Source organism: Geodermatophilus sp. SYSU D01186, from assembly GCF_054050215.1.
In genome coordinates, this window is record NZ_JBJGYW010000043.1 from 24,764 (window position 1) to 36,848 (window position 12,085).

Genomic DNA, 12,085 nt, shown 5'->3' on the forward strand with positions numbered 1-12,085 from the left:
CGGCAGGTGGACGGCGTTGCCGCCGACATGGCTGCTCCCGTGGACCCCCGCATGCTCGCCTTCGTCGCCGAGAACCGCTGGGGGGTGCTCGCGACCGTCAAGCGGGACGGCCGCCCCCAGCTGTCCAACGTCGGCTACGCCTACGACCCGGACGCGCAGCTGGTCCGGGTGTCGGTGACCGCCGACCGGGCCAAGACCCGCAACCTGCAGGCCGACCCGCGGGTGACGCTGCACGTCGCCTCGCCGGACTTCTGGACCTGGGTCGCCGTCGAGGGCACCGCCGAGCTCACCCCCGTGGCCGCCGACCCGCACGACGCCACGGTCGAGGAGCTCATCACCTACTACCGCGGCGTCTCCGGCGAGCACGAGGACTGGGACGACTACCGCGCGGCGATGGTCGCCGACCGCCGGCTGGTCGTCCGGTTCCGGCCGGAACACGCCTACGGCCAGCTCCGCGGCTGAGAGAGGACCCCGGTCCGGTGGCGGGGGCGCCCGGCGCACCCGCCACCGGCCCCGTCCAGGGCACCGCCGCGAGCGTGCGAGCGGTGGGGAGGACGGGGTCCTTCTTCAGCTCCCGGCCGGCGCCTGCATGAGGGAGAACGGCGCCCCCCACGGGTCCTCGACCACGGCGAACCGGCCGAACTCGGTGTCCGTCGCCGCCATGGTCACCTTGCCGCCGCCGGCCTCCACGGTGGCCACGGCGTCGTCGGTCGAGGCCACCGAGAAGCACACCGTCCAGCCCTTCGGCGAGCCGGGCTGGTGCCCGCCGAGCCCGCCGAGCGGGTGCCCGTCGGTGGCGAAGGTGGAGTACTCCATCTCGCCGTCCATCGGCACGTCCTCGTAGCCGAAACCGAACACCGCCGAGTAGAACTCCCGCGCCGCCGCCGGGTCGTCGACGGCCGCCTCGTTCCAGACCAGCGCGCCGGGCTCGTTGTAGATGCGCGCCCCGGTGTGGGTGCCGGACTGCCACAGCCCGAAGGCATTGCCCTGCGGGTCGACCGCGATCGTCATGGTGCCCATGGGCCCGACCTCCATCGGCTCGACGACGACGGTGCCGCCGGCCTCGCGGATGCGGGCGGCGGTCGCCTGGGCGTCGTCGGTGGCGAAGTAGGTCGTCCAGCCCGGCGAGTCCCCGGGGTTCATCAGCGGCCCGAGACCGGCTGCCGGCTCACCGTTCCGGTGCGCGTTCAGGTAGCCGCCGAACTCCGGGTCGCCGCCGGTGTACTCCCAGCCGAGCAGCCGGGCGTAGAACTCCTTCGCGCCGTCGACGTCCGAGGCGCCGTAGTCGACCCAGCAGGGTGTGCCGGCCGGCCATGGGGTGTTCCGAGTGGGCATCGCTCCTCCTCCGGTGTGGGGAGGGTCACCGTGCCATCGGCCTCCGACAGTTCCCAGTGCCCGGCGAGCGGCGCGTGCCGGAGACGGTCAGAACTCCCCGCCGCCGAAGTCCCCGCCGAAGTCGCCGCCGCCGAAGTCCGAGGCGCCCCAGTCGCCGCCCCCGACGTCGCCGCCGCCGTGGTCTCCGAAGATCAGCCCGCCGAGCAGCAGCCCACCGAGGCCGGCCCCGAGCGGGCCGATGCCCCCGCGCCGGGGAGCGCCGTAGCCCCCGTAGCCGCCGCCGTACCCGCCGCCCCAGTTCGAGCCGTAGCCGCCGTAGCCGCCGTAGCCGGTCCGCTGGGACCACCGCTGGACGTCGGCCTCGGCCTCGGCGAGCGCCTGCTGCGCGAGCCGGTCGGCGGTCTGCGCCGCCCGCAGCGCGGCCGTGGGGTCCGCGCCGGCCTGCCGCTCCGCCGCCGCCAGGTGCCGCTCGGCCTCGGCCAGCCGGGTGCGGGCCGTGCTGCCGACCGCGCCGCGGCGGGTGCTGATGAAGTCGCCGCCGGCGGCGACCGCCGCGCGGGCGGTGAGCAGCGCCTGGTCCAGCGCCTCGGCGGCCCGCCGCGCCCGCGTCCGGTCGTCGCGGGCGGTCTGCAGCGCCTGCTCCAGCGCGATGTCGGCCTCCTCGAGCCGGCGCAGCGCGGCGAGCGGGTCGGGGCCCGCGCCGTCCCCGCCGGAGAGCGCGGCGTCGGCGGAGGCGAGCGCGGACTCCGCGCGGGCGATCTGCGGTCGGAGATCGCTGCGGCTGCCCGCCGCCAGGAGGGCCCGCGCCTCGGCGAGGTCCTCCTGGATGTCGGCCCGCGCCGCCGGCACCCGCTGCTCGGCGGCGGCCAGGTCCCCGCCGAGGCGGGCGATGGCGTCGAGCAGCGTGGCGCTCTGCCCCACGGCGTTCTCCGCCCCCCGCAGCCGGCCGACCGAGCGGCCCCCCTGCCCGGCCGCCTGCTCCTGTCGGGCGAGCTCGACCTCCCGCGTGGCCGCCGCCAGCCGCACCCCGGCCTCGGCGACGTTCTCGGCGACCGACGCGACGACCGCCGCGGCGTACCGGGCCCGCAGGTCGGCGAGCCGGCGCTCCTCGTCGGGCAGCCGCCGCTGCAGCTCCTCGATCCGCCGGGCCAGCTCGTCCGCGGCCTGGCCCGCCGTGCGCTCCCGCTCCCGCAGCTCCTCCAGGGCCGCCGCCTGGGCGCGCAGTCGCTCCCCGGCGGCGTCGGTGAGCGCGAGCAGCTCGGTGAGCATCCGGCGCTGGGTCGGCTCGTCCTCGGGGATCTCGTCGTCGAGCTCCTGCCGGATGGTGAAGGCCCGGGCCAGCTCGGCGCGCGACCGGTCCAGCGCCTCGGGCAGACCCGGCACCGCCTCCTCCCCGAAGTAGGAGCGGGCGTAGTCGAGGTTCAGCTGCGCGCTGCGCACCTGCTCGTCGAGCTCGAGCAGCGCGGTGCTCCCGCGGTAGTTGAGCTGCTCGGTGGGCGTCCCGGCGTGCGGGTCGACCACGCGCCGCTGCGCCGGCGCCGCGGCCAGCTCCCGCTGCGGGGCCCGCTTGCGCCGGCGGGTGAACAGGTACGCGGCACCGGCCGCGGCCAGCAGCGCCAGGACGACGACCAGCGCCGTCCCCCCGCCGCCCGCCGAGGAGTCCGCGGCCGCGGATGAGCCGCCGGCGTCGGCGGCGAGGCCGTCGGCCAGCGCCACCGACGCCCCGGCCCAGTCGCCCTGGGACAGCTGCGCCTGGACGTCGCCGGTCAGCACGTCCTGCAGGTCCGAGGCGTCGATCTGGTCGCCGTAGTGCACGCCGTAGAGGCGGTCGTCGACGGCGACGGCCATGAGCACGTCGTCGTCGTCCAACCCGGTCTGCTCGGCGCTGGTCCGCGCCCACTGGGTCCGGTCGGTCCCGTCGAAGCTGTCCACGTAGACGACGTACAGCTCGGTGCCGGTCTCGGCGCTCAGGTCGTCCACCGCCGCCTGGACGTCGGCCTCCTCACCGGCGTCCATGACGTCGGCCTGGTCGCTGACCTGGTCGGTCAGTCCGGACGGCGGCACGGCCTGCGCGGGGGCGGCGACCACGAGGAGGGCGGTCAGGGATGCCAGGACGATCGTCAGCCGGCGCACGGGTGGACCTCCGAGGTACGAGGACGCCCGTCGGGGCGTCCGGACTGTAGGCACGCGTGGCGATCGCGCACAGTTCCCCAGCCGTCCGTGGAGCGCGTCTCCCGCTCCCGGCCGGTCAGAAGCGCCCTCCGCCGCCACGGCGGCCGCCGCCGGAGGAGCGCCGCCCGCCGCCGGAGCTGCGCGTGCCGCCGGACCGGCGGCCCCCACCGCCGAAGCCGCTGCTGCGGTAGCCGCCGCGCGACCCGCCGCCGCCGCCGCCGCCGAAGAGGATGCCGCCGAGCACCAGGCTGCCCAGGTCCACGCCGCCCCGGCCGGGGTACCCGCCGCCGAAGCCGCCCGGCCCGAAGCCACCGCCGCCGAAGCCGCCGCCTCCGAAGCCGCCCGGGGCGCCGGCCCACGAGCCGACGTCGCCGCGGGCGGCGTCGAGCGCCTGGCGGGCCAGCGCGTCGGCCTGCTGCGCCTCGCGCAGCGCCCCGACCGGGTCGGACCACCCCTGCGCCACGGCCGCGTCCAGGTGGCGCTGCGCCTCGGCGAGCCGGGTGCGGGCCCCCGGGCCGACGGCGCCCCGCCGGGTGCTCACGAAGTCGGCCGCCGCCGTGATCGCCGACCGCGCGGCCAGCAGCGCCGAGTCCAGCGCGGCGGCGGCACGGCGGGCCTGGGCCTGGGCGTCCCGGGCGCCGCCGAGGGCCTGCTCGAGGGCGGCGTCGGCCTCCTCCAGCTGCCGGAGGGCCGCCAGCGGGTCGGGGCGGCCGTCCGCCGGGGTGAGCGCGGCCGTGGCCGAGGCCAGCGCCGCCTCCGCCCGGGCCACCTGCGGCGCGAGCCCGGTGCGGTCCCCGGCGGCGACCAGCGCCCGCGCCTCGGCGAGGTCCCCCTCCGTCTCGGTCCGGACCGCCGCCACCCGCCCGGCCGCCGCGTCCAGGTCCGCGGCCAGCCGGCCGACGGCGTCGAGCAGGGTGACGGTCGAGGCGACGGCGTCCTCGGCGGCCCGGACGTCGGTCACCGCCGCCCCCGGGTGTCCCGCGGCGAGGTCGCCCCGGGCCTCGGCGATCTCCTGCTCGGCCGCGGCCAGCCGCGCCCGTGCCTCGGCCACGTTGTCGGCGACCGGCGCGAGGGCCGTCTCGGCGTAGCGCCCACGCAGCTCCTGCAGCCGCTGCTCCTCCGCGGGCACGCGGGCCCGCAGCTCGGCGATCCGCGGCTCGAGGGCGTCGAGCACCTGCGGTGCGGTGCGCTCGAGATCGCGCAGCTGCGCGAAGGCCTCGGCCTGGTCGTCGAGCCGAGCGTCCGCGGTCGCCACCAGCGCCAGCAGCTCGGTCAGCAGCCGCCGCGTCGCCGCGTCGTCCTCCGGCACCTCGTCGTCGAGCTGCTGGCGCAGGGCGAAGGCGCGCGCGAGCTCGGCCTCGGACTCCGCCAGCGCGGTGTCGAACCCCGTCACCGCCTCCGGGCCGTACTGCGCGCGGGCGTAGTCGAGGTCGATCCGCGAGGTCTGCACCTGCTCGTCGAGTTCCAGGAGCGCCGCGCCCGCGCGGTTGCGCAGCTCCTCGGTGGGGACGCCGGCGTGCGGGTCGGCCGGGCCGGCCTCCGGCTGCCGCGCCGTCCGGGCCCGCCGCCGCGAGCGGGTGACCAGCCAGGCCCCGCCGCCGACGACGGCCAGCCCGCCGACGACCAGCAGCGCGGTGGTCCCCCCGCCGCCTCCGCCCCCGCCGCTCCCGCCGCGCAGGCCGTCGGCCAGGGCCACCACGGCGCCGTCCCAGTCGCCCTCGGACAGCGCCGGCTCGACGTCCTGGGCCAGCAGCGTGTCCACCTCGGCGTCGGAGAGCCGGAAGCCCTCGTCGACCGAGACGCCGTAGGTGCGGTCGTCGACGGCCACGGCGAACAGCACGTCGGTGCTGCCCAGCTGGGACGCCGCCGCGGCGTCGGTGGCCCACTCCTCGCCGGAGGCGCCGTCGAAGCTCCCGACGAACGCGACCCACAGCTGGGTGCCGTCCTCGGCGCGCAGCGCGTCGAGCGCCTCCTCGACCCGGGCCTCGTCGCCGGCCAGCGCCCCGACCTGGTCGGTCACCTGCTCGTCGAGCCGGGAGGGCGGCACGGCCAGGGCCGGGCCACCCGCGACCAGCAGCACGGCCAGCATCCCCAGGACGACGACCAGCCGCCGCACGGGCACCTCCGAGGTGGGACGACGATCGCAGCGCCCGCGACCCTACCGACGCCGGAGGGGTCCGGGCGCGCCGCGCGGGGTACGGGCGCCGGACGTCGTCCCGAGGAGGCCCCGTGTCCGAGCCCGACCGCATCCCCGCCGCCGACCTGCCGCCCGGGGCGGTCCGCCGCGTCGGCGACTGGGCGGTGGGCAACCGGGACGGCCGGTACTTCGCCGTGTCGCGCCGCTGCCGGCACCAGCTGGCCGACCTGTCCGAGGGCAGCCTGGACGCCGAGGGCTGCCTGGTCTGCCCGTGGCACCAGAGCCGCTACGACGTCCGCACCGGGGAGATGGTCGAGGGGCCGCGCGGCTTCCTCGGCTACCACGGGCCGACGCCGGGCTACACGCAGCTGGTGTCGGCGTTCGGGCGGCTGGCGCGGCTGCGGGTGCGACGGGCGGCCCGCCACGGCGACGACGTCGTCGTGGAGTGAGGGGTGGCCCCGTCCCGGATCCCGCCCCGAGCCTGCGAGGGGTGGGGAGGACGGGGTCGTCCTACTCGCGCAGCTGCTGCCAGACCGCCCGGCGACGGGCCTGCTCGTCGGGGTCGGGCACGGGCAGCGAGGCCAGCAGCCGCTGGGTGTACGGGTGCTGCGGTGACCCGAGCACCTCCGCACCCGTGCCCTCCTCGACCAGCCGGCCGCGGTAGAGCACCGCGATCCGGTCGGCCAGCAGGTCGACGACGGCGAGGTCGTGGCTGATGAACAGGCACGCGAAGCCCAGCTCCCGCTGCAGCTCGGCGAACAGCTCCAGCACCCGCGCCTGCACCGAGACGTCGAGGGCGGAGGTCGGCTCGTCGGCGATGAGCAGCTCGGGGTCCAGGGCGAGCGACCGGGCCAGGCTGGCCCGCTGCCGCTGTCCGCCGGAGAGCTCGTGCGGGAACCGGTCGCCGAAGCTCCGCGGCAGCTGCACCGCCTCCAGCAGCTCGTCGACCCGGCCGCGCGCGGCCCGCGGGTCGCCGGCCCTCCCGTTGACGACCAGCGGCTCGGCGACCGCCTCGGCGATGGTCAGCAGCGGGTTGAAGCTGGACGCCGGGTCCTGGAAGACGAACCCGATGCGGCGGCGCACCGGCCGGAACGCCCTCTCCCTGACCCCGCGCATCTCGGTGCCGAGCACCGACAGCGAGCCGTCGGTGACCCGGGTCAGCCCGGCGATGGCCCGCCCGATCGTCGTCTTGCCGCTGCCGCTCTCGCCGACCAGCCCGAGCACCTCACCGGGCCGGATGGCGAAGCTGACCCCGTCCACGGCGACGAAGTCCGGCTTGCGCAGCCGGCCGGGGTAGACGATCCGCAGGTCGCGGGCCTCGACGACCGGGGTCGACGCCGCCCAGCCCGGGGGCCGGGTCGCCGCCCGCTCCTGGGCACGGGCCCGGCCCTCGCCCAGCCGGGGCACCGAGCCGAGCAGCTGGCGGGTGTACTCGTCCCGCGGGGCGGAGAACAGCGTCCGGACGTCGGCCTGCTCGACGATCCGGCCCTGGTACATGACCGCCACCCGGTCGGCGAGGTCGGCGACGACGCCCATGTTGTGGGTGATGAGCACGATCGCGGCGCCGAACTCGTCGCGGCAGCGGCGCAGCAGGTCCAGGATCTCGGCCTGCACGGTGACGTCGAGGGCGGTGGTCGGCTCGTCGGCGATGATCACGCCGGGGTCGAGCACCAGCGCCTGGGCGATGACGATGCGCTGCTTCTGCCCGCCGGAGAACTGGTGCGGGTAGTGGTCGACCCGCTGCTCGGGCTCGGGGATGCCGACCCGCCGCAGGACGTCGACCGCCTTGGCCCGGGCCTCCTTGCGGGAGAGGTTCCCGTGCGCCCGCAGCCCCTCGGCGATCTGCCAGCCGACCGGGTAGACGGGGTTGAGCGCGGTCGAGGGCTCCTGGAACACCATTGCGGCGTCCCGGCCCCGGACGTCGCCGAGCTGCCGGCGGGACAGCGTGACGACGTCGTGCTGCGCCGTCCCGTCCTTGCTGCGCAGCACCACCGCGCCGCGGGTGGCCGCGGTCTCCGGCAGCAGGCCGAGGATGCTGCGGGCGGTCACGGTCTTGCCGCTGCCGCTCTCCCCCACGACCGCGAGCACCTCGCCGGCGGCCACCGACAGGCTCACGCCCTGGACGGCGGTGATCGTCCCGGCGTCGGTGGCGAAGGAGACCGACAGGTCGTCGATGTCGACGACGTCGTCGCGTGCGGTGTTCACAGTGCGTTTCCTCCGGTCCCCTCGAGTCCGGCCAGCCCACCCGGCCCGGCTCCCAGCGAGCCGCCCGGCACGACGGACGTCTCCGCGGTCTCCCCGGCGTCCGCAGCGCGCCGGCTGCGCAGCCGCGGGTCGGCCAGGTCGTTGAGGCTCTCCCCGACCAGCGTCAGGCCGAGGACGACGAGCACGATCGCCGAGCCGGGGAAGATCGACGTCCACCAGATGCCGCTGGTGACGTCGGACAGCGACTTGTTCAGGTCGAAGCCCCACTCCGCGGCCGCGGTCGGCTCGATGCCGAAGCCGAGGAAGCCCAGCCCGGCGAGGGTGAGGATCGCCTCGGAGGCGTTGAGCGTGAGGATCAGCGGCAGGGTGCGGGTGGCGTTGCGCAGCACGTGCCGGCTCATGATCCGCCAGTGCCCGGCGCCGACGACCCGGGCGGACTCGACGTAGGCCTCGCCCTTGATCCGCACCGTCTCGGCGCGGACCACCCGGAAGTACTGCGGGATGAACACGACGGTGATCGAGATGGCCGCGGCCAGGATGCCGCCGAAAAGGCTGGACTGCCCGCCGCTGATCACGATCGCCATGACGATCGCCAGCAGCAGCGACGGGAAGGCGTAGACCGCGTCGCAGACGACGACCAGCACCCGGTCGAGCCAGCCGCCGAAGTAGCCGGAGACCAGGCCGAGCAGCACGCCGGCGAACAGCGACAGCACGATGGCGACCACGATCACCATGAGCGCGGTGCGCGACCCGTAGACGACGCGGCTGAGCACGTCGTACCCGCCGACGGTGGTGCCGAGCCAGTGCTCCGACGAGGGCGGCTGCTGGGCGCCGAAGGCGCCGTCGGCGTCCCGGAGCTGGTTGTAGCCGTAGGGCGCGAGCAGCGGCGCCAGCAGCGCGGTGAGCAGGAACACCGCGGCCAGGACGAGGCCGGTGACGAGCATCCCGCGCTGCAGCCCGACGCTCTGCCGCAACTGGTGGACGACGGGCAGCCGGCGCCAGCCGCGGCGGGTGGGGTCGGTGCCGGGGGTCTGCTCGACGGCAGGGGCGGCGGTGGCCATCAGTACCTCACCCGGGGGTCGATGAGCGCGGCGATGACGTCGACGAGGAAGTTGGTGACCGCGACGATGACGGCCAGCATGGCGACGATGCCCTGGACGGCGACGAAGTCCCGCGCCTGCAGGTACTCGGCCAGCTGGAAGCCCAGGCCCTTCCACTCGAAGGTCGTCTCGGTGAGCACCGCGCCGCCCATGAGCAGCGCGACCTGCAGGCCGATGACGGTGATGATCGGGATGAGCGCGGGCCGGTAGGCGTGCTTGCGCAGCAGTCGCCGCTCGGCGACGCCGCGGGAGCGGGCGGCCTCGACGTACCCGGAGCCGAACGTGCCGATGACGTTGGTGCGCACCAGCCGCAGGAACACCCCGGCGGTCAGCAGGCCGAGCGCGATCGCCGGCAGCACCGCGTGCTCGAGGACGTCGAGGACGACCTCGCCGTTGCCCAGCCGGATCGCGTCGATGAGGTAGATGCCGGTCGGGTTGTCGAGGAACTGCAGCTCGATCTCGGCCCGGGTGGAGGCGCGGCCGGCCACCGGCAGCCAGCCCAGCCAGCTGGAGAAGACCAGCTTGAGCACCAGGCCGGCGAAGAAGACGGGGGTCGCGTAGCAGAGGATCGCGAAGACCCGCAGCACGGCGTCGGGCCACCGGTCACGCGCGTAGGCGGCCAGCCGCCCGAACGGGATGCCGACGACGAAGGCCACCAGCAGCGCGTAGCAGGCCAGCTCGAGGGTCGCCGTCCCGAAGGTGGTGAGCACCTCGGTGACGGGGCGGCGGTCGGACAGCGTCGTCCCGAAGTCGCCGGTGAACACGTTGCCGAGGTACTCGAGGTACTGCACGATGATCGGCCGGTCGTACCCGGCCTCGTGCACCCGCGCCGCCAGCTCCGCCCCGGTCAGCCGCCCCCCGAGCGCGGCGGTGATCGGGTCACCGGTCGAGCGCATCAGGAAGAACACCGTCGTCACGAGGATGAAGACGGTCGGGAAGATCAGCAGGAAGCGGATCAGGATGTAGGGGCCCAGGCCGCCCCCGCCACCGCGACGTCTGCGCGCCGGCGCGTCCTCCTGGGTCGGCTCGCCGGCCGCGAGCTCGGGCGCTGCTGTGGTCATGGCCTTCCTCCGTGCGTGCGTGGTCCGCACATGGGTGGCCCCGGGTGACTCCGCCGTGCGGCGGGGTCACCCGGGGCCGGTGTCGCTACCTTCTCAGGCCGGTCGTCAGCCCCGGCTCAGGGCTCCGTAGCGGAACTTGAAGGACGCGTCGAGCGTGTCGCCCGCGCCCTCCACGCCCGTCCGGACGACGGCGACCTGCGAGCCCTGCAGGTAGGGCACGGTGGACAGGTCCGCGGCGACGAGGTCCTGGATCTGCTCGATCAGGGCCGTCCGCTGGGCCGGGTCCGCCGTGGCCAGCTGCTGCAGGATGAGGTCGTTGACCTGCTGGTTCTCGTAGTGGTTGGCGAGGAAGTTCTCCAGCTTGAAGAACGGCGACAGGTAGTTGTCGGCGTCCGAGTAGTCCGGGAACCAGCCCAGCTGGTAGGCCGGGTACACGTCGGCGACGCGGTCCTCGGAGTACTGCACCCACTCGGTGGTCTGCAGGTCGACCTGGAACAGGCCGGTGGACTCCAGCTGGTCCTTGATCAGGGCGTACTCGTCACCGGAGGACGGCCCGTAGTGGTCGTTGGAGTACTGCAGGGAGAGCTGCACCGGGGTCTGCACGCCGGCGGCCTGCAGCACCTGCGCGGCCTTGTCCGCGTCCGGGCCGCCGTTGCCGTCGCCGTAGAGCTCGCTCAGGGACTGGGTGGCGCCGGTCAGGCCGTCGGCGACGTAGGAGTACAGCGGGGAGTAGGTGCCGCGGTAGACCTGGTCGGCGATCTCCTGACGGTCGATCAGGTTGGCCACCGCCTGGCGGACGGCGAGCGCCTTGGCCGGGTCGGCCTCCGGCGTCGAGGCGCCGTACGGCTGGGTGTTGAAGTTGAAGACGATGTAGCGGATCTCGCCGCCGGGGCCGTCCACGACCTCGACCTCGTCGTTGCCGCGCAGGTCGTCGATGTCGGTGGCGCTCAGGCTGCGGAAGGCGACGTCGATGTTGCCCTCCTCGATGTCCAGCTTGAGGTTCGAGGCGTCGGCGTAGTAGCGGACGTTGACCTGGTCGGTCGCAGGCGCGCCGAGGAGGCCCTGGTAGTCGGGGTAGGCCTCGTAGGAGATCAGGTTGTTCTGGTCGTAGTTGGTGATCGTGTACGGGCCGTGGAAGGCCTCGCCGTCGACGATGTCCTGGTCGGTGGTCAGCTCGGTCGCCGAGAAGACGTCCTCGTCGACGATCGGCCCGACCGGGCTGGACAGGACCTGCGGGAAGGTCTGGTCGTTGGGCTGCGTGAGGTGGAAGACGACCGTCTGGTCGTCGACGACCTCGGTGCTGTCGAGGTTGGCCAGCAGGGACGACGGGCCGTTCGGGTCCGCGATCGCCACCTGGCGGTCGAAGGTGAACTTGACGTCCGAGGCGGTCAGGTCGTTGCCGTTGGCCCACTTCAGGCCCGACTTCAGCGTGACGGTGTAGTCGGTCGGCGAGGTGAACTCGGCCGACTCGGCGATGTCCGGCACGACGTCCGGGCTGCCGAAGTCGGTGTTCATCAGGAACGGGAACACCTGGTTCATGACGGCGAACGAGCCGTTGTCGTACGAACCCGCGGGGTCCAGCGTCGTGATCTTGTCGGTGGTGCCGATCGTCAGGGCGTCACCGCCCCCACCGCCCGAACCACCGTCGTCGCCGTCGCTCCCGCCGCACGCCGTCAGCGCCAGCGCGGTGACCGCGAGGCCCGCCGTGGCCGCGCGCACGCGCCGGCCGGTCAGAACGGAACTCATCCGCCTACCTTCGTTCTTCCTGAGATCCCCCGAGGACGCCGGAGATGTTCCAGGTCACACCGGGGTATGGGTGTTGGTTACCCATGCGTAGCACAGGGTTCTCCGCTCCCAGGAGTCCCTCCGGCGACTGTTACCGCCTCGTGATTGCCCCGTTCAGGCGTCGATGTCCCACGGACGGCTTCCGCCCCTGGCCCCGTCCAGCGCACCGCCCCGAGCCTGCGAGGGGTGGGGAGGACGGGGTCCCCCTTGGCCCCTGGCCCCGTCTCGGGCACCGCCCCGAGCCTGCGAGGGGTGGGGAGGACGGGGTCCCCCTTGGCCCCTGGCCCCGT

General features: G+C 75.0%; 9 protein-coding genes. 2 read left to right on the forward strand and 7 right to left on the reverse strand.

The window, feature by feature from the left end:
- Window positions 1-6: 6 nt before the first annotated feature.
- Window positions 7-462, forward strand: a complete 456-nt coding sequence (locus ACI784_RS22710; protein WP_457015023.1) for a PPOX class F420-dependent oxidoreductase — start codon at window positions 7-9, stop codon at window positions 460-462.
- A gap of 105 nt (window positions 463-567) precedes the next feature.
- Here the strand turns inward: ACI784_RS22710 and ACI784_RS22715 are convergent, their stop codons facing one another.
- The 3 genes from ACI784_RS22715 to ACI784_RS22725 form a co-directional block, all read right to left on the reverse strand.
- Entirely contained in the window at window positions 568-1,335 is a 768-nt protein-coding gene (locus tag ACI784_RS22715) for a VOC family protein (RefSeq protein WP_457015024.1), read from the reverse strand.
- Window positions 1,336-1,422: 87 nt separating this feature from the next.
- On the reverse strand, window positions 1,423-3,468 hold the full coding sequence (locus ACI784_RS22720) for a TPM domain-containing protein (protein WP_457015025.1): 2,046 nt from the start codon (window positions 3,466-3,468) through the stop codon (window positions 1,423-1,425).
- A gap of 115 nt (window positions 3,469-3,583) precedes the next feature.
- Entirely contained in the window at window positions 3,584-5,623 is a 2,040-nt protein-coding gene (locus ACI784_RS22725) for a TPM domain-containing protein (protein WP_457015026.1), read from the reverse strand.
- A 113-nt stretch (window positions 5,624-5,736) separates the two neighbouring features.
- Between ACI784_RS22725 and ACI784_RS22730 the strand changes: the two genes are divergently transcribed.
- Window positions 5,737-6,093, forward strand: coding sequence for a Rieske (2Fe-2S) protein (locus ACI784_RS22730; RefSeq protein WP_457015027.1), 357 nt, complete (start codon window positions 5,737-5,739; stop codon window positions 6,091-6,093).
- A gap of 61 nt (window positions 6,094-6,154) precedes the next feature.
- Here ACI784_RS22730 and ACI784_RS22735 read toward each other — a convergent pair whose 3' ends face one another.
- The 4 genes from ACI784_RS22735 to ACI784_RS22750 all read right to left on the reverse strand — a co-directional run bounded on the left by ACI784_RS22735 (window position 6,155) and on the right by ACI784_RS22750 (window position 11,756).
- Window positions 6,155-7,849, reverse strand: coding sequence for a dipeptide ABC transporter ATP-binding protein (locus ACI784_RS22735; RefSeq protein ID WP_457015028.1), 1,695 nt, complete (start codon window positions 7,847-7,849; stop codon window positions 6,155-6,157).
- Window positions 7,846-8,910, reverse strand: coding sequence for an ABC transporter permease (locus ACI784_RS22740; RefSeq protein ID WP_456921346.1), 1,065 nt, complete (start codon window positions 8,908-8,910; stop codon window positions 7,846-7,848). Before ACI784_RS22740 ends, ACI784_RS22735 begins: the two co-directional genes overlap by 4 nt.
- Window positions 8,910-10,010 (reverse strand): ABC transporter permease, encoded by a 1,101-nt coding sequence (locus ACI784_RS22745; protein ID WP_456921345.1) that lies wholly within the window; start codon window positions 10,008-10,010, stop codon window positions 8,910-8,912. Before ACI784_RS22745 ends, ACI784_RS22740 begins: the two co-directional genes overlap by 1 nt.
- Window positions 10,011-10,115: 105 nt before the next feature.
- Complete coding sequence (locus tag ACI784_RS22750) at window positions 10,116-11,756, reverse strand: ABC transporter substrate-binding protein (RefSeq protein WP_457015029.1); 1,641 nt, start codon at window positions 11,754-11,756, stop codon at window positions 10,116-10,118.
- Window positions 11,757-12,085 lie beyond the last annotated feature (329 nt).

What these genes read in the sequence shown, in the direction of transcription:
- ACI784_RS22715 (WP_457015024.1), bottom strand. Translation starts at nt 1,335, where the DNA reads ATGCCCACTCGGAACACCCCATGGCCGGCCGGCACACCCTGCTGGGTC.
- ACI784_RS22740 (WP_456921346.1), bottom strand. Translation starts at nt 8,910, where the DNA reads ATGGCCACCGCCGCCCCTGCCGTCGAGCAGACCCCCGGCACCGACCCC.
- ACI784_RS22745 (WP_456921345.1), bottom strand. Translation starts at nt 10,010, where the DNA reads ATGACCACAGCAGCGCCCGAGCTCGCGGCCGGCGAGCCGACCCAGGAG.
- ACI784_RS22750 (WP_457015029.1), bottom strand. Translation starts at nt 11,756, where the DNA reads ATGAGTTCCGTTCTGACCGGCCGGCGCGTGCGCGCGGCCACGGCGGGC.